At 48.5% G+C, this 17,839-nt stretch carries 17 protein-coding genes; 13 read left to right on the top strand and 4 right to left on the bottom strand.

What is annotated here, in order from left to right:
• The first annotated feature begins 46 nt into the window (after positions 1-46).
• From M3080_RS03295 to M3080_RS03270, 7 genes are all read left to right on the top strand, one after another.
• Positions 47-1,450, top strand: coding sequence for an MATE family efflux transporter (locus M3080_RS03295; RefSeq protein ID WP_249091879.1), 1,404 nt, complete (start codon positions 47-49; stop codon positions 1,448-1,450).
• A gap of 89 nt (positions 1,451-1,539) precedes the next feature.
• On the top strand, positions 1,540-1,845 hold the full coding sequence (locus M3080_RS03290; RefSeq protein WP_249091878.1) for a helix-turn-helix domain-containing protein: 306 nt from the start codon (positions 1,540-1,542) through the stop codon (positions 1,843-1,845).
• A gap of 165 nt (positions 1,846-2,010) precedes the next feature.
• Positions 2,011-2,256 carry a helix-turn-helix domain-containing protein gene (locus M3080_RS09390; protein ID WP_022473640.1) on the top strand — a complete coding sequence of 82 codons (246 nt, stop codon included), beginning with the start codon at positions 2,011-2,013 and terminating at the stop codon, positions 2,254-2,256.
• 120 nt (positions 2,257-2,376) lie between these two features.
• Positions 2,377-3,363 (top strand): TRAP transporter substrate-binding protein, encoded by a 987-nt coding sequence (locus M3080_RS03285; RefSeq protein ID WP_249091877.1) that lies wholly within the window; start codon positions 2,377-2,379, stop codon positions 3,361-3,363.
• 16 nt (positions 3,364-3,379) lie between these two features.
• Entirely contained in the window at positions 3,380-4,663 is a 1,284-nt protein-coding gene (locus M3080_RS03280) for a TRAP transporter large permease (protein WP_249091876.1), read from the top strand.
• A 4-nt stretch (positions 4,664-4,667) separates the two neighbouring features.
• Entirely contained in the window at positions 4,668-5,165 is a 498-nt protein-coding gene (locus M3080_RS03275) for a TRAP transporter small permease (protein ID WP_249091875.1), read from the top strand.
• A gap of 277 nt (positions 5,166-5,442) precedes the next feature.
• A complete protein-coding gene (locus tag M3080_RS03270; RefSeq protein ID WP_249091874.1) occupies positions 5,443-6,318 on the top strand; it encodes a hypothetical protein in 876 nt (291 codons plus the stop codon).
• Between the two features lie 90 nt (positions 6,319-6,408).
• Here M3080_RS03270 and M3080_RS03265 read toward each other — a convergent pair whose 3' ends face one another.
• The 3 genes from M3080_RS03265 to M3080_RS03255 form a co-directional block, all read right to left on the bottom strand.
• The gene (locus M3080_RS03265) at positions 6,409-8,025 is read right to left on the bottom strand and encodes a gamma-glutamyltransferase family protein (protein WP_022473635.1); all 1,617 of its coding nucleotides are present in this window, start codon (positions 8,023-8,025) and stop codon (positions 6,409-6,411) included.
• 31 nt (positions 8,026-8,056) lie between these two features.
• On the bottom strand, positions 8,057-9,235 hold the full coding sequence (locus tag M3080_RS03260) for a hypothetical protein (RefSeq protein ID WP_249091873.1): 1,179 nt from the start codon (positions 9,233-9,235) through the stop codon (positions 8,057-8,059).
• A 224-nt stretch (positions 9,236-9,459) separates the two neighbouring features.
• Positions 9,460-10,275 (bottom strand): hypothetical protein, encoded by an 816-nt coding sequence (locus M3080_RS03255; RefSeq protein WP_249091872.1) that lies wholly within the window; start codon positions 10,273-10,275, stop codon positions 9,460-9,462.
• Positions 10,276-10,412: 137 nt separating this feature from the next.
• Here M3080_RS03255 and M3080_RS03250 point away from each other — a divergent pair, with 137 nt between their 5' ends.
• Positions 10,413-11,318, top strand: a complete 906-nt coding sequence (locus tag M3080_RS03250; RefSeq protein ID WP_249091871.1) for a DMT family transporter — start codon at positions 10,413-10,415, stop codon at positions 11,316-11,318.
• Positions 11,319-11,380: 62 nt separating this feature from the next.
• On the opposite strand, the gene M3080_RS03245 is transcribed toward M3080_RS03250, so the two are convergent.
• Complete coding sequence (locus tag M3080_RS03245; protein WP_249091870.1) at positions 11,381-12,679, bottom strand: M20/M25/M40 family metallo-hydrolase; 1,299 nt, start codon at positions 12,677-12,679, stop codon at positions 11,381-11,383.
• A 198-nt stretch (positions 12,680-12,877) separates the two neighbouring features.
• On the opposite strand from M3080_RS03245, the gene M3080_RS03240 reads away from it, so the two are divergent.
• The 5 genes from M3080_RS03240 (at position 12,878) to rplT (ending at position 17,638) form a co-directional block, all read left to right on the top strand.
• Positions 12,878-14,020, top strand: a complete 1,143-nt coding sequence (locus M3080_RS03240; RefSeq protein WP_249091869.1) for an iron-containing alcohol dehydrogenase — start codon at positions 12,878-12,880, stop codon at positions 14,018-14,020.
• Positions 14,021-14,262: 242 nt separating this feature from the next.
• Positions 14,263-16,176 carry a threonine--tRNA ligase gene (gene thrS, locus M3080_RS03235; RefSeq protein ID WP_249091868.1) on the top strand — a complete coding sequence of 638 codons (1,914 nt, stop codon included), beginning with the start codon at positions 14,263-14,265 and terminating at the stop codon, positions 16,174-16,176.
• A 199-nt stretch (positions 16,177-16,375) separates the two neighbouring features.
• The gene (infC, locus tag M3080_RS03230; RefSeq protein WP_249092002.1) at positions 16,376-16,897 is read left to right on the top strand and encodes a translation initiation factor IF-3; all 522 of its coding nucleotides are present in this window, start codon (positions 16,376-16,378) and stop codon (positions 16,895-16,897) included.
• A 176-nt stretch (positions 16,898-17,073) separates the two neighbouring features.
• Positions 17,074-17,271 (top strand): 50S ribosomal protein L35, encoded by a 198-nt coding sequence (gene rpmI / locus M3080_RS03225; RefSeq protein ID WP_022473627.1) that lies wholly within the window; start codon positions 17,074-17,076, stop codon positions 17,269-17,271.
• Positions 17,272-17,287: 16 nt separating this feature from the next.
• Positions 17,288-17,638: a 50S ribosomal protein L20 gene (gene rplT, locus M3080_RS03220; RefSeq protein WP_022473626.1), complete on the top strand. Its 351-nt coding sequence runs from the start codon at positions 17,288-17,290 to the stop codon at positions 17,636-17,638.
• Positions 17,639-17,839: the final 201 nt, after the last annotated feature.

Genomic DNA, 17,839 nt, shown 5'->3' with positions numbered 1-17,839 from the left:
CTTAACTGCATGAACCGAGATGTCAATATTTTGAAATTTCAAGACTGTGGTCAAAGAAGTACCAGCTCCCACAACCAATGATGCTAATCGTACCTATCGGAAAATGACCGAAGAGGCGGTGGCGCCATTGGTTTTGAAGTTGGGTGTTCCAACGATGCTATCAATGCTCGTGACAGCACTCTACATGACGGCTTCCACTTACTATGTTTCTTATTTAGGAACGTCTGCCGTGGGGGCCATGGGGGTTATTTTTGCCCTTCAGACGATTATTCAAGCCATTGGTATCATGATCGGTCAAGGGTGTGCGGCGCAAACTTCTCGCCTTTTGGGCGCTAAGGCTTACGTTCATGCCAATACGCTTGCCTCTTCCGGTCTTTTTCTCTCCCTTCTTTTTTCTTCGCTTTTTGCGTTGACCGCTTGGGCGGTATTGGAGCGGCTTTTATCCTGGATGGGGGCGACCGCCACCATTTTGCCTTACGCGAGCACCTACGCTCAGATCATTTTGTTGGCCTGCCCCTTTATGGCCGCTTCCTACACACTCAATAACCTCTTGCGCTCTGAAGGCTTGGCTATCGTTGGCATGATGGGGTTGGGTGCCGGGGGAGTGCTCAATATCGGTGTTGCCCCCATTTTCATTTTTGTTTTTGATTGGGGGATTGCAGGCGCCGCCTGGGCCAATGCTTTGTGTCAAATCATTTCGTTTACGATCCTTCTGTCGCATTACCTGAGGGGAAATGGGTCGCTTCAGATTCATTGCTCTTTTATTTCTAAAGAGGCGGCTATTTACTTTTCTATTTTTAAAAACGGTTTGCCTTCTCTTACTCGAAATTCGTTGGGAGCCGTGGCCGCTTCCGTTTTAAATCTGATGGCCGGCCGCTATGGAGATGCCGGTGTTGCCGCAATGAGTATTGTGGGTCAGGTCATGATGATGACGAACGCCTTTTTGATTGGGTTAGGGCAGGGCTTTCAGCCCGTATTAGGTTACAACTGGGGAGCAAAGCTTTTTGATCGTGTGAAAACGGCGTTGGATGTCACCATTGCGATGGGAACGGTGCTGATGGTGGCGCTTGGCCTTTTGGGTTTCATTTTTGCCCAAGAGGTGGTTGGCTTTTTTGAGGTAAACGACCCGGATGTGATGAATGTGGGGGTCTTGGCTTTGCGACTTCAGTGTTCGGTGGCGATTATTGTTCCGGTGAATGTGATCGGCAACATGGCTTTTCAGGTGATAGGCCGAACGGCCGTTGGTACGTTATTGGCAGCCACCAGACAAGGTCTTTTTTTCCTGCCGCTTATTTTGATATTGCCCGGTCAGATCGGTTTGCTGGGTGTTCAATCAGCGCAACCCATTGCTGAAGTATTGTCCTTCTTTGTGTGCGGGTATTTCCTTTGGCATTTCAGAACGGAAGTGCAAAATCGGATAAAAATTCAAAAAGGCGGAGAGTTGAATTGAAAATAGCAGGTCTGTTTCGCTTTGAAATCAAGATCGTTAACCGTTAAAATATTAGTAGTAAACAATGATAACTAACGTTAACTACTAAAATGAGCTTAGTTAATAATCTCATTTCTCCTCTGGATATTCGTGTCAGCATTGCAGATCGATTCAAAAGAATTCGTCTGGACCAGAATGTGTCCCAAGAACAATTGGCAGAGCGCTCAGGCGTTTCGTTGGGATCACTCCGGCGTTTTGAGTCCAAAGGAGAAATTTCCTTAAAGAGTCTAGTGCGTTTAGCCATTAGTTTGAATCGTGCACAGGATTTTGATTTGTTGTTTCAGATTGAAGAAGAAATAGATTTTTTTAAACCAGAATCCAAGCCCAGACAAAGAGCGAGCAGGGGTACAAAATGAGAGAGAACGTATTCCTTAATTTGGAAGGAAATCGACAACTGACAGCTCCTAACGGCGTGAAAGAAATTTAACAAGCTTAGGAAGAAAAAATCTGTATTTAAGATATTTATTAATTATCTCTTTTTGCGATAATGTTAAAATATCGCAAATGGAGATATTTTTTCAATGCTAGAAACTCGGATCTATCTCACGAATCAATTAGGAAGTCTTTTAAAGGATTACCGGAAATCTCAAAACATTTCCCAGAAAGAGCTGGCTGAACGAACTCAAATTTGTCAGTCTAGGATTTCGTTTTTGGAAAACCATCCGGAAAATATCAGTATCGGACAGCTGATGCGTTGGCTCAGTGTTTTGGGTTTGGAAATTAAAATAGCAGTTAAAAAAGATGAGCCAATGACAACAGAGTGGTGATCTGAACAGAAGATTGTCCACGCCTCATCAGGATTTCTTCTAAGAGAAAGAATAATCAACGCTTAAGCCCGTTATACTTAGAAATTGATATTTCTTTTTCACCCCCGGAGGATCTCCATTATGCAAACCGCTGTTAAAGCCATGTTTGTCGCGGGCGCTTGCCTTATCGCAGCAAGTTTTTCCGCACAAGCCGCTCAAACCATTCGCCTGGCGCATACAGCTGCCACCAGTCACGCCCACCACGCAGCCGCTCTTCAGTTTGCACAAAATGTGGAAAGCCGAACAAAAGGGGAATTAAAGGTTGAGGTTTATCCTTCTGGAGAACTGGGTGATCAACCGGCTCTTGCCGAGCAGGTAACAATGAGCGCCTTGGATATGGCAGTGGTTTCGTTGGGCAACATGGCTATGTACGATAAAAAGCTCAACGCCATGACGGCTCCTTTCTTATTTAAGAGCTACGATCAGGCTCATCAGGTCATTGACAATTTTGTGATGCCCTGGATGAATAAAGGTTTGGCTTCCTACGATGCCATGGGTTTATCCATGTTTGATTATGGGTTCCGCCAGACAACCACCCAAAACGTTGTTGTCAATAAAGCCGAAGACCTAAAAGGCGTGAAAATCCGCGTGCCGCCTGCCACCGGTCTATTGGCCGCCTTTGACGCGATCGGCGCCAACACGCAAAGCATCGCCTACTCAGAACTCTACACGTCGCTCAAGCAAGGCGTGGTGGTCGGAGAAGAAAACCCGGTTTTCACCATTTTGGCCGACAGCCTTTATGAGACACAAAACCAATTAGCCATGACCAATCACTACTTTGACTGCCAAGTGCTTTTAATTAACAAGACGGTCTATGATGGCTTGTCCGGCGAGCAACAAGCCATTTTGAAGGAAGAAGCGGTCAATGCCCAAAACCTCACGCGCAAGATGATTAGCGAAGGGGAAAGCGCCGTGGTTGAAGAGCTGAAGAAAAAAGGGATGAATGTCACCTATCCTGATCGCCAATCGTTTATTGAAAAGATGGCGCCTGCGTATGAAAAAGTGGCAGAACTGGCTGGTAAAGACGCCATGCAGGAAGTCTTAAACGCCGTTAAAGCGACGGAATAAGAAGGGTGTTTAGACCATGGTGATGTTTGCGATTTTTGCGGGCGTGCTGGTTCTTCTTTTACTGGGGGTGACAACAGCCGTCACAATGGGTTTTGCTTCCATTGCTACTTTTTTAATGGCAGGAGGCGACATGACAAGGCTCTTTCTTGTGCCTCAGCGCATGTTCTCCCAAGTCTCGGGCATCACCTTGATGTCTATTCCGTTTTTCCTGCTCATGGGTAACCTCATGAGTGTGGGCGGTATCTCCAAAAGCCTTTTCGGTTTCGGTCGTGTCTGTTTGGGTCATAAAGCGGGCGGTTTGTCCAATGCCGCCATTGTGGCCTGTATCGTGATGGCGGCGATGTCAGGTTCTGCCGCTGCTTGCGCGGCAGGCATTGGCATGATCGCCATCGCCGAAATGACTAAATCAGGTTACGACCGCGCCTTTAGCTGCGCCACCATTGCCGCAGGCGGCGCCCTGGGTCCGATTATTCCGCCATCTATTACACTCATCTTATTTGCGGGCCTTACGCAAACCAGTGTCAACGCGCTTTTTGCCGCGGGCGCTGTTCCGGGCGTTCTCTTAGGGTTGGCTTTTATGCTCTGGTCTTCCTATGTGTGTAAAAAGGAAGGCTATACGGTCACCCCCAAAGCCTCTTGGAGTGAGCGCTGGACGGGTTTTAAGGATGCTTTTTGGTCACTTCTGACACCAGTCATTGTGATTGGCGGTATGTTTGCCGGTCTTTTTACCGCCACCGAAGCTGCCGCTGTCGCTTCCTTTTATGTCTTTATCCTCGGGCTTTTTGTTTTTAAGACATTAAAGCTTTCAGACCTGCCTTCCATTCTTTGGAATACCGTTGAGCAAACCGCGAAGGTGATGTTTGTGATCGCAACAGCCGGATTTTTCCAGTATGTGCTCTTGTATACCCGTATTCCTCAGCAAACCATCGCTTTTGTCTCATCCACGTTTTCTTCATTTGCCATAATCCTTTTGATCATTATTCTGATTTTGGTGATCATGGGCTGCTTTATGGAAGGCACGGCCATTTTGCTCATCACGGTGCCAATTTTTGTGCCGATTGCCAAGAGCTTTAATTATGATCTCATTCAATTGGGCATTGTGATGTGCATTGCGTTGGCCGTTGGAGTGCTCACGCCACCCGTGGGACTTAACCTATACGTCATGGCCTCGATTACTGGCGAGAAGGTCATGGAGATTGCCAAGAAGTCTGTGGGCTATGTGGTGATTATGATTTTGATGGCGATGGCTGTGGCCTTTATTCCGGGATTGTCTTTAGGCTTGGCCGGTATTGTGGGGTGATGAGATGCTGAGAATTTTAAAAACCATTGATCATTGGGTAAGCCGTATCACGCGTCTCATTTGCGTCGTTGCCCTGGGGGCAATCGTTGTCATGTTCTTGGCAAACGTTTTTGTGCGCTTTGTCCCCATCTACAACTTTACTCAGACAGATGATTGGATTCAGATTTGCCTGATTTGGATGATTTTTTTGGGTGCCCAGGAATTGGTGCGCACGAGAAACCACTTTGTGGTCGAAGTGATGACAGAGCGTCTGGAAGGCAAAGTCGGAAAAATCTGCAGAGCCATTGTCTGTGTGATTGAACTTCTTACGTACGTTCTGATTTGTTACTACGGTTGGGTATGGGTAATGCGTGCTCATGCTTACATGCAGTCCATTCCCTGGATGCAGGTGAAAGTGGCTTACGCCGCCATTCCCATCAGCGCGTTTTTCATGTCGTGCTATGCGTTAAGAGACTTCATTTTGGCTATTCAGGGGCGTTACGACGATTTTGAATCAATTTGATTTGCAGAGGCTATCAATCGCTAATATTGATCGTGCTGCTTTTAAAACGAGTCAGCATACTCAACGCTACATCCGTGTAACGAAATTTATGTCGATAAAGTTGCTTAGATTCATTGTCTTGCATAGTTTGATTCTAAGAGTTTCCTTGCACGCTTTGAATTTCTTAACCGTTAGAAAAAATCAAGGGATGGGTTCAAAAGCGACTGCTCTTAATTTTTCTTTTAGCTCAATAAGTTGCGTACAATAACTCCGTGGATGTCTAAAAGGTAGTAGTGACATGTCGGAGAGTTATTCCTTGATTTCGGCTCGAGAGCATTATTTGATGCAGCCTGTTGTGGATGCCTTTACAGATTATTTGGCGGAGTATATTGCCGGCCGCGTTTTTGACCCGCCTTACCTTACTCAAACCTATCGCCCAAAGGCTCAGTACTGTTTTACGAGTCTGGAGGATGCATGGGAGCAGTATATTCAGGAAGCGCCAAACCGAGAATTTCAAAATCGGCTTATTCACTATGAAAAGCCGCTCAAAGAGGTCATAGATAAGCGCGATGATGAGGCTTTTATTCAAATCGTGATTGATATGTTCGGTGAGGACAGCCTGGTTTTAAACAGCAATCTCGAAACATTGCAGGCATCAAAAAATCTGTGTGAGTGCACAGCCTATGCGTGTAGCCAACTTGCGGACGATTCGCCTGAATACACGATATTCGGAAAAGATTTCGGTCCGCGTATGTCCTCATTTCATTCGCGCATTTACGCGACGCTTTTGCCTGACTTTATAACGTATGAGAGCCGTGTTTGCGCAGCTCTTTGCTACTTTATCCGTGAATATTGCATCAGCCAAGACATTAAGCTTCCGAAGGAGCTTCAATTGGGCAGTCTTCAAGGATGGGGAAAAACAAAAAAGGACAAAGGCCGTGATGCTTCCTGGAATGGCAATGTGTTTCAAAGACTCGATACGATGAAAAAGCGTCCTATGCGTGAGAGGACCTTTGCCAACAGCAATGTGCTTGCCTCATGGGCGGTGGCCGAGGCAATCAGAAAGGCCAAAGCAAACAAAAAGGGGAGTGCCTGGCTGGAAGGTCCCTATCCCATCCGTAAGGTTGAGGCCGCGCTTTTCATGTTGGGGGCTGAGTTGCCGCCAATAGAGTAAGGTTTTGATTTTGTCTCAAATAAAAAAAAGTGAAACCGGACGAGTTTTTGCTCGTCCGGTTTGTCTTGGAAGGTCTAATGAACTAGAACATTAGAAACTAGCGATTTGACCATCAGTGCGCTTTTCAGTACCGGCGCAGAGAATACCGGTCTTTTCATCGCGCAAAATCACTTGGCCGCGCCCCATGTGATAGGGGTCAGGTTGGACAACAATGTCGTGGCCCATGCGTTGTAACAAGCGAACCAAGTGGTTGGGCATGTCATGTTCCACTTCAACCTTCTTGCCGCCGATCCACTGCCAACGCGGAGCGTCCAAGGCTTGTTGCGGGTTCAGGTGGAAGTCGATCATATTCATGATCACTTGCAAGTGAGCTTGGGGTTGCATCCAGCCGCCCATGATGCCCATGGCTGAGATCGGTTGATCACCCTTGGAGATGAAAGCCGGAATAATCGTGTGATACGGACGCTTGCCGCCTTCGTAAGCATTCGGGTGCTTTTCATCGAAGCGGAAGTTTTGAGCACGGTCATTTAACGAAATACCTGTACCCGGAACCACGATACCGGAGCCGAAACCTCTGAAGTTACTTTGAATCATGCTCACCATGTTGCCTTCGGCGTCAGCCGTGGCAAAGTACACCGTGGAGCTGTAGCGGGGATCGCCCACTTCAGGCATCAAAGCAGAATCCGGTTTAATCAGTTTTCTGCGGTCATCGGCATACTTCTGGCTCAAGAGCTGTTCAGAAGTCACAATCATGTGAGAGGGTTCTGCCACGTATTCCATCGTATCCACGAAGGCAAGCTTCATGGCTTCGATTTGCTTGTGCAGCGTATCGATCGTGTCGCGTTCGCCGAACGTGAAGCCCTTCAGGATGTTAAGAGCCATCAAAACCGTGATGCCGTGGCTGTTGGGCGGAATTTCCCAAACATCATAGCCGCGGTAGTCGGTCTTCAAAGGTTCAACCCATTCGGGATGGTAGGCGGCCAAGTCTTCGGCCGACAGGAAGCCGTTATGTTCCTTCATGAAGGCATCGATCTTTTGAGCCAAAGCGCCGCGGTAGAAAGATTCACCCTTGGTGCGGGCGATTTCGCGAAGCGTTTCGGCCATATCATGGCTCTTAAACACATCGCCCGGGCGCAACCATGTGTCGTTCGGCGCAAAGGTGTCAAACCAGCCCTTAAATTCCGGACGATCACGATACTTGCTGTAATTCTTATAGGCTTCTTCCCACAAGCGGCTGATGTTGGGAGAAACGGGGTAACCGTTTTCAGCATAATCAATAGCCGGTTGCATCACTTCTTCCAAGGGCAAACGGCCGAAACGCTCATGCATGGCCATCCAGCCGCCGACAGCACCGGGGACATCGATCGGCTCGACCCCATAGGGCGGGATGCTTTCAAAGCCGCGTTCTTTTAGTTTGGCAATGGAGGCGGCTTTGGGCAAAGGACCTGAACCATTGATACCGTAGAGTTTGCCCTTGTACCAGATAAGGGCGAAGCAGTCAGCGCCCAAACCGTTGCCGGTGGGTTCGACGACAGGCTGAGCAGCGGCTACGGCCACGGCCGCGTCAATGGCGTTGCCGCCTTTGAGCAAAACCTTAAGGCCGGCTGCGGCGCCCGATGGGTTGCCCACGCAGGACATGCCGTTTTTAGCGTAGACCACGTGGCGCTTGGAGGCGTAAGGATAGTCTTGAGCGTCAAATTTAAACATGATACTTTCCTTTCTCTTGGTTCAGAATTCGTTACGCAACAATAAAGGTTTCGAAGATACCTGCGATGATGACGGAAACCGAGGTCACGGTTGTGAAACCGGCCACAAGGTACTTCGACATGATGGCATCCAAAACAACTTGTTTTTCTTCTTCGTTTTCAGCCGCAGCCGTTGCCACTTCGTTGGCAATCAGGTAGGTAGCCGGGAAGCCCAAAAGCTGAGCGGCGGCCACACCCAAGGCGACGTTTTTGTGACCTTGAACTTTCCAAAGCGGCAAAATACCGAAGCAGACATAAAGCAGAACAAAGACAACGATAAAGACGATGACCGTGCTGTAGCCCAACACGATGAGATCGCCCAATTCAATCTTGGCCAAACTCGGGATGATGGAAGCGAACACGGCAACGTTAAAGATACCGCCCGACTTGGCTTGAGCAAGAATATTTTTCGGCACAAGACCCGTCGTTGCCATGATGGCGCCCAAAATCAAGCACCAAATCGTGTAGCTTAAACCGGTGAATTGACCGATGCACCAAGCCACCCAAGAGAAGAAGGCCGTGATGCCCAAGCAGACAAACTGACCGTAGTACTTCTTGTGCTTATCAAAGAAAGTGAGCTTGGGTTCTTCGCCGGCTTTGGGTTGAGCCTTATTGGGGTTCACGCCGGTTTGACGGTACACGGCCAACACTTCGCGGGCTTCGCGCAAACCGAAGTAAGAGGCAAAAGGCGTGCCGAAGAATTTTTGCACAGCGTAGAGAATGGTACCCAAAGCGGCAGCCATTTCGAGGCCATTTTCCATGGCTGCGGAGGTCATGATCTGCGTGGCCACGATACCGCCATTGATAATCGGAATAGCAACAATGGTTTCGTTTTTGCCGATCAAGGGAACGAGCACAATCATGCCGATCCAAATGACAGCCATGGATAAGCAGGCGGTTGCCACCGTGCGCCATTCAGCCATCAATTCACGCATATTGATCGTGGTACCCATGCCAAAGACCACAAAGCCCACGGCCCATTTTCCGATCTGCGTTAAACCGGCCTGATTAATGACGTCATCCGGAATCCAGTCGGCCATAAAGAAGATTAAGAACAAAAGCAGACTCACGAACACGGAGGAGACTTTTGCCTTAGTGGCCACCCCTAAGAAGTCGCCGATGGCGAAAAACGCCAAGCAGACGAATATGTAAAAAAGCATGCCCTCAAACATGGGTATTTCCTTTCACGTTCAGTTAATTAATTTTTTGGGATACAAACCCATATTTTGCCCATCGTATAGAGGCGTAACACAATCGAAAATAGGGAGTTCACCTAGGCATAAGCGTATTGCTTTAAGGGTATTTACTAATCTTGAAAGAGTTTTTAAAAAGCGTCAAAAAATAACCCACCGTCTGGCGTGACGATGGGTTAATAAAAAATGGTTTAATCAACTGCTCATTTATCAGCGTTTTCAGACGGTTGAGGTGTTGCAACCGGAGCCTGAGAGGTCAGAGCAGGAGCGGCTTTTGCTTTAGGCTTTCTGGGCCTACGCGCTGTCGTTTTGGTCGGGCTTTTGGTTTTTTCAGCCGTGCGGTTGGTTTTTCTCGGCGCACGCGGTTTTCTCGGTTTTTTGACTTCTTTTGTTGTCGTTGTGTTATCAAGGCCCACGGCAGTCACGGTGGCAACGGGTTCTTTTTCTGTTTGAGCAGAGGATTCCGGTGTGACTGTTGCTTTCATTTCAGGCGCGCTCTTTGAAGTCTGTACTTTGCGAGTGCGGGTTGTGCGTTTTGTTTTCTTGGGCTTGCTGCTTTGAGTTGCAGTGGGTTTGGCTGCTTCTTGAGCCTCAGAGGCTACCGCCTCAGTTGTCTCTGCAGGACGAGAGATGGGGGCACTTTGACGCGTACGTGGTTTGCGTGTGCCGGATGCCCGTTGGGCTTTAGCGGCTTCGCGGCGTTTATGCGCTTCTTTTTGAGCCGGCGTGCGATTGTCCGTTAAAAGCAATACTTGCTCTTCAACCGCTTCGGTACTGCGGGCAAAATAGATGATGACAGCCGCAGCAATCGCCACCAACAAAATCCAAGCCGAATCCGTCGGGATCAGAAAACCCAACATGAAAAATAAAAGCGCTCCCCACAGAGCCCATTGCCAGGGGATGCGCTTTTTATCACGGCGGCCCTTTTTGTCATGCCAGGCTTTTAGCCCAAAAATGTCATCAAACAGGGAAGACCATTGGGTGCCGCCGGCGGCTTTCTTTGTTTGGGATTTTTTCATTTTCAGTCCTTTTTTCAGGAAAATCCAACCTTTTCACTATATCACAGAGCAGTAAGAATGGATCGTGGGAAGAGTTTGTTAATGGAAATATCGCTACAATTCCGATCGTTTTTAAACGGTTTGATGTTGCCTTTGCCATGCTTTCATACGCTTTTGTGATTTTGCACCTTTCCATATTATTAGCCGGCTTCACCGGCGTGTTGGGCCGCTTGATTACACTCAATGAAGGCCTATTGGTGTGGTACCGTGTGATGTTTGCAAGCGGTTTCTTTCTGCTTTACCTGCTTGTCAAGCATGGGCAAATCCGCCTGCCTTTGAAAGATATCCTGCGTATTGCTTGGGTTGGGCTCTTGCTTTGCGTGCATTGGCTTCTTTTTTACGGCTCCATCAAATATTCCAATGTGTCCATCGGTGTTGTCTGCTTTGCTTCTCTCGGATTCTTTACCGCCATTATTGATCCCGTTTGGAGTAAGAGGGCTTTTTCTTTAAGAGAAATTGCTTTTAGTCTTCTTACGATTATCGGTATCGCGCTCATTTTCCACTTCGATACGCGCTATCAGGTGGGCATTGTTCTGGGGGTGCTCTCGGCTGTCGCCGCCGCGTTCCTGACGATCGAAAACCGCAGGGTGGGCTCCGACTATCCGCTCATGACGTTTCTTTTTTATGAGATTGCGGCCAGTTTTGTCATCATGAGCGCTTTTTTGCCACTTTATTTGTCGTTTTTCCCGGTTGAGACAATTGTGCCCTCAATGTCCGATTTGATTTATCTTCTGATTTTGTCTTCTTTTTGCACGGTTGGCATGTTCTCGCTTCAAGTCGAGGCACTCAAACGACTTTCTGCCTTTACCGTCAACTTAAGCTACAACCTTGAACCCGTTTACAGCATTATTTTGGCCATGATTATTTTCAATGAAGCCAAGGATCTTAACTTTGCTTTCTACATTGGCTTGGCTTTAATCTGCATCTCGGTTTTGCTTCAAAGTTATTTTCATTGGAAGACCTATCAAAAGGTTCAAAAGGCAGTCGCCAACCGCGCCCGTTAAACTAAAACGCCTGTCTAAGGACTTTCCCAGACAGGCGTTTGTCACTTCAGGCTAATGACAAATTAGCGTGCGCGTTTTTTCAAAAAGCCCTTCGTGACACCGTCAACACCGCTCATGGCGCAAGCCATTAAGAACGCGAGTTGCGGGCCTTGATAGGCATCCACGTGTTCATAGACTTCATCGAGCGTATGCATCTTCCAGTTGCGGCCGCCCGCGCCCATCGCCAAGCTCGGGATACCCATGCTCAGCGAGACGTTGTGGTCGCCTGAGGTGGAGGCATACATATGAAGGGGAAGACCCAAGGCGAGAAGACCCGCTCGGATCGCTTGGCAAACCGGACTTTCATGGGGTTGTTGGCCAGCGGGACGGTTGCCGATTGGGGTAACCGTAACTTTCACCTTGTTGGCTTCATCGGTGATGCCCCAGTGGGCGTTTTCTTCTTCACAGGCTTTTTCAAAGCAGGGAAGAATCTTGTCGCGCAAAGCTAAAAGCGAGGCGTTTTCCGTGCTGCGCATGTCGATATCCATTGAAGCGTGCGCGGCGATGGAATTGACCGTTGTGCCGCCTTTGACAACACCCACGGTGTAAGTGGTCTTGGGGTCTTTGGGCACTTCTAAATCACAAAGAACCTTGCCGGTACGCATCAAGGCGTGGATGGCGGAGGGCTGTCCGAAGCCCAAATAGCTGTGTCCGCCGGGGCCGTCAAAGCTCACGCGATAGCGCAAACTTCCCGTTGCGCCCACAATGGCTTCGCTCGGATCACACCAGTCAAGCGACATAAAGGCGTCCACATCCACGTTGGGATCACGGAAAAGATGCTTCACACCGCGCAAGTCACCTTCGCCTTCTTCACCGACCGTGGCGACAAAAATAATGTCGCCCAAGGTTTGGATGTTGAGCTCTTGGAACATGCGGATGACTTGCAAAAGACCGGCTAAGCCACGGGAGTCGTCACCAATGGAAGGCGCGTAGAAGCGGTTTCCTTCTTGGCGAACCTTGAAATTAGTGTCCTTGGCAAACACCGTATCCAAGTGAGCTGAAATGATGAGTTTGGTACGGGGTTCGGGACCCACACCCGGACGACGGCCGATCACATTGCCCACTTCATCCATGTGAACATCTAAAAGACCGAGTTTGGTGAAGCGTTCAACAAAATCTTTTCCGCGGATTTCTTCACCGAAGGGGGAGGAGGGAGTTTCGGTGATGGCAATTTGTTCTTGTAAGCAAAGATCGTCCTGATCCACAGCCAATTGAAGAGCCTTTTTGATTAGATCAGCGGCCATCAATGTATCCATTACCGTTTTGGTTTCCGGTAAAAGGGGCGGCAAGCCCGGTTCCAGATTTTTCTTTTCTGTGCTCATGGGAGTTTCCTTTAAGCAGTTAGTCAATCCACTCATTTTAACTCAGTCGGCTTTTTGAAATAGCGGAAAATGATCGGGATGCATTCGTATCACAGATAAAACTAATGCCAACTTGATATTGTTTTGGACAAAATGTTCTTTTTGAGCTCTAAAATTTTGTGCTAGATTCTTCAGAGAAATTTCATTGTAGGTGTCTTTATGCTGAACTTTAATTACTGCAATCCCACCCGTATTCTTTTCGGTCGTGATGAACATAAGAAATTGGGTGAGGCACTCAAAAAAGAAAATATCGGCAAGGTGCTGATTGTCTACGGTGGCGGCAGCGCTTTGAAAAACGGAACTGTTTCCGCTGTCCAGACCTCTTTGGAAGAAGTCGGCATTGAGTATTTCACAATCGGTGGCGTGCGTGCCAATCCCACGTTGGATTTTGCGGCCAAGGTTAAAAAGATTGCGGTGGACTCTCAAGTGGATGCCCTTTTGGCGATCGGCGGCGGAAGCGTTATTGATACCTGCAAAGTAGCGGCGGCCTGGGCAAAGTACGATGGTGATGCTTGGGACTTTTTCACCAAAGGCGTGGCAATCACCGATGCTATCCCGGTGGCCTGTGTGCTGACCATTCCTGCCGCCGGCAGTGAGCAGTCCATCCGCATGGTGATTAACCACAATGGACTTAAGCTTGGAACCGCGAGCGAAAAGATTCGTCCGTTGATCTCAGTGGTTAATCCGGAACTTTTCTTTACGTTACCTGAGAACCAGATTGCGGCCGGTGTCGTTGACATGATTAGCCACATCTTTGAGCGCTATTTCACCAATACGGAGCATGTGGAGTTTGTGAGCGGTCAGGCTGAAGCTGCCATTCGCACGGCCATGGAAATGGGATCGAAGTTGCTTGAAAACCACAGTGACTACGACGCCTGGTGTCAGGTCGCCATGGTGGGCAGCTGGGCTCATAACGGCTACTACGGTTTGGGGCAGGTTGAAGATTGGGCCTGTCACGCGATGGAGCACGAACTGTCGGCTTTTGATCCCGCTATTACCCATGGAGCAGGACTTGCGGTGATTACGCCTGCCTGGCTTCGTTATGTGGCGGAGGTGAATCCCGCCCGTATGCAGCGTTTTGCGAAGAACGTGATGGGTGTTGAGACGCTTGAAGAGGGGATTGCCAAACTGCAGGCCTTCTATGCGGCGATGAAGATGCCTACAAAACTCTCTGACTTCGGGTTAACTCAAGAGGCGCTTGAAGCCTGCGCGGCGAGTGCTTGTGCCCGAACGGGTACGATCGGACAATTTAAAAAATTGACCTCTGAAGACGTTTTAGCCATATACAAAAGTGTGTTTTAAGCAAAACTGCTCATTGCAGTGCTTTACAAAGCGCTTTTGCGAGGGCTAAAATAACCCCGTCAGTTTAATAGGAATTTTCAAGTGATTCTGAGTCGCAATACTCTCCGAACTACAACAACTCGTTAACAATTTGCTAACGAGCCCGCTTGTGTTGCTTGAAAATCATTCAAAATTAAAAGTGTGGCTTTTCGGTAAGCCACACTTTTTTTATAGATTTATACCGAAGAATAAGGAATGGAAAAATGCTATTCGTAACGCTTCCAGACGGTTCCAAACGAGAATTTGAATCGGCTGTGTCAGTCGCCGATGTAGCCAAGAGCATCAGCACGAGCCTTGGCAAAGCCGCAATTGCCGCACGTCTTGATGATAAGTTGGTGGATACCTCCACAGTCATTGACCATGACGCCACATTGGCCATCATCACAGAAAAGGATCCTGAAGCGCTCGAAATCGTTCGTCACTCTACCGCTCACTTGATGGCTCAGGCTGTCAAAGAACTCTATCCCGATGCTCAGGTGACGATCGGACCGGCTATCGAAAACGGTTTTTACTATGACTTTTCCTACAAGCGTCCGTTTACGCCCGAAGATTTGACGGCCATCGAAAAGCGCATGGATGAGTTGGCCGCTAAAAATATCCCGATCGTTCGCAAGGAAATGAAGCGTGAAGACGCGATCAAATTCTTCCTCGGACTCGGTGAAAAATATAAGGCTGAGCTCATTGAAGCGATTCCGGAAGGTGAAACGATTTCGCTTTATGAACAAGGTGACTTCGTTGACCTTTGCCGCGGCCCTCACGTGCCGAGCACGGGCAAATTGAAGGTGCACAAGCTCATGAAGGTGGCCGGCGCCTACTGGAGGGGTGACTCCAAAAACGAAATGCTGCAACGCATTTACGGCACCGCTTGGCTCAAAAAAGATGACCTCAAAGCCTACCTCACGATGCTTGAAGAAGCGGAAAAACGTGACCACCGTCGCTTGGGCAAGGAATTGGATCTCTTCCACTTGCAGGAAGAAGCGCCGGGCATGATTTTCTGGCATGCCAAGGGCTGGGCTTTGTGGCAGCAAGTTGAAAAGTACATGCGTACGATTTATCAAGATAACGGCTACGACGAAGTTAAAGCGCCTCAAGTGCTTGACCGCTCGCTTTGGGAACGTTCCGGCCACTGGGCCAAGTATCGTGAAAATATGTTCACGACGGAGTCTGAAAACCGTTACTACGCCTTAAAGCCCATGAACTGCCCGGGTCACATTCAGATTTTCAACTCCGCTTTGCGCAGCTATCGCGATTTGCCGATGCGTATCGGTGAATTCGGTCAATGCCACCGCAATGAACCGTCGGGCTCTTTGCATGGTTTGATGCGCGTCAGAGGCTTCACGCAGGATGACGGCCATATTTTCTGTACCGAAGATCAGATTTTGGCCGAATGTGAAGCTTATTCCAAGTTGGTTAAAGAGGTGTATCACACCTTCGGTTTTGACAATATTGCCTACAAAGTGGCCACGCGTCCTGCCATGCGTATCGGTGAAGACGCCGCTTGGGACAAAGCCGAAGCCGCTTTGATGCAAAGCTTGGATGCGCTTGGCCTGAAGTATGACATTTTGCCCGGTGAAGGCGCTTTCTACGGTCCGAAGATTGAGTACCACTTAAAGGACTGCTTGGGTCGCTCGTGGCAGTGCGGTACGATTCAGGTTGACTTCCAAATGCCGGGCCGCCTGGGAGCTGAATACGTGGCCGAAGACAATACGAGAAAGACGCCTGTGATGTTGCACCGTGCCATCATCGGTTCTCTTGAACGTTGGATCGGTATGTTGATTGAACACTACGCGGGTGCTATGCCGGTATGGTTGGCCCCGGTTCAAGTGGCTATTGCCAACATCACTGAACATCAGGCCGATTATGTTGATGAAATCGCCGCTAAGATGAAGGCGGCCGGTCTTCGGGTTCAAAAAGATGTTCGCAACGAAAAGATCAACTACAAGATTCGCGAATTGAGCTTGCAGAAGATTCCGTACATTGTTGTTGTCGGTGAAAAGGAACGTGAAGCCGGAACGGTTGCCGTCCGCGCTCGCGGAGGCAAGGACTTGGGTGTCATGAAACTTGAAGATTTCATCGCTCGTGTGGTTGATGAAAACGCCCAAAAGGTCAATAACTGATTGAAGTGATTTTTTCAGTTTGACCAAACACCCGGCTCGTGAAGCATTCGCGGTCGGGTGTTTTAGTGTCGAGAAGTGAAAAAATTGCTTTTTTGTGTTGTTTTTTAAGTTTTTGCTCACCAAAAATCAAACAAAAAGTGGTAAAGTGAGCGCTTCGCGCTGTCTTGCGTGACAATGTAGAGTTTTTAGGAGAACGATCATAGCTCAAGAACGTACGCACCGAATCAATCGTGAGATTCGCGTGCCTGAAATTCGCTTGACGGGTGTCGATGGCACCCAAATCGGTATTGTGCGCACTTCCGAAGCTTTGGCCATGGCCGAAGAAGCGGGGGTGGATTTGGTGGAAGTGGCCGCTAAGGCTAATCCTCCTGTTTGCCGCTTGATGGACTACGGCAAGTTCCGTTATCAAGAACAAAAGCGCCAACAGGAAATGAAGGCCAAGCAAAAGGTCATTCAGGTCAAGGAAGTGAAGTTCCGTCCGGCCACCGATGAAAATGACTATCAAACGAAGCTTCGCGCGCTCATCCGCTTCTTGGGTGACGGCAACAAGGCAAAAGTGACGCTTCGTTACCGCGGTCGTGAAATGGCCCATCAGGATTTAGGCCAAGATGTGCTCACACGCATTCGCGAAGATCTGGCAGAAATTGCTCAAGTAGAACAATTCCCGAAACTTGAAGGCCGCCAGATGATTATGGTACTTGCGCCTAAACGCAAAAAGTAATATCATTTGCAATTTCGTAGCCGAGTCATTCTTTTTAGAATCCCTCGCGGACTTTTTTGTGTGCCGCGATAAGGCAAAATGGGACTCGGCCTATAACAAGTGAGATCCGGTTGACAAGTCTTTCGCAAGGTGTGAAAGCACCGGTGATCATCTAATAACAAAAGGAAATCGGTCAAATGCCGAAGATGAAAACGAAGAAGGCTGCCTCTAAGCGCTTTAAAGTGCGCTCCGGCGGCTCCATTAAGCGTGCTCACGCTACCAAGCGTCACATTCTTTCCCATCGTACGACGAAGAACAAGCGTCATTTGCGCGGAATGGTCACCATTCACGACTCTGACAGCAAGTCCATCCATCGTATGTTGCCCTACGCCTAATTAGGAGGAGAGAAAGATGCCCAGAGTAAAACGTGGTGTAACCGCTCGTGCTCGTCATAAGAAGATTATGAAACTCTCCAAGGGTTTCATTCTTCGTCGCAATAATGTTTTCCGCGTTGCCAAGCAAGCGGTGATGAAGGCCGGTCAGTACGCTTACCGTGACCGTCGCAATAAGAAGCGCGTTTTCCGTCGCTTGTGGATCGCTCGTATCAATGCCGGCGCTCGCGCCAACGGCATGACCTACAGCGTGTTCATGAACGGCTTGAAGAAGGCTAACATCGCTTTGGACCGTAAGGTTCTTTCCGATATGGCTATCTTCGACAAGGCCGGCTTTGCCAGCCTCGTGGAAAAGGTGAAGAGCCTGTAATTCGTTCTGAACGAGTTTTATAAAAGAAGAGCCGCAAGCCATTGAGCAAGCGGTTCTTTTTTTATTCGCCGCACTTTTTGCACACCTTTTTCCCCAAGAATTCCCAAAGTTGTCCACAATGTTGTTCACAAAAATTGTGGAAAAACACACCGAATGTTCTCACTTTTCTAGACGAAGCCTTTGCGATGGCTTAAAATTAAT

Source organism: Parasutterella secunda (assembly GCF_023336895.1).
Taxonomy (GTDB): domain Bacteria; phylum Pseudomonadota; class Gammaproteobacteria; order Burkholderiales; family Burkholderiaceae_F; genus Aphodousia; species Aphodousia faecalis.
Note: the sequence above shows the minus strand (reverse complement) of the source record. Positions and strands in the feature narration are given on the sequence as shown.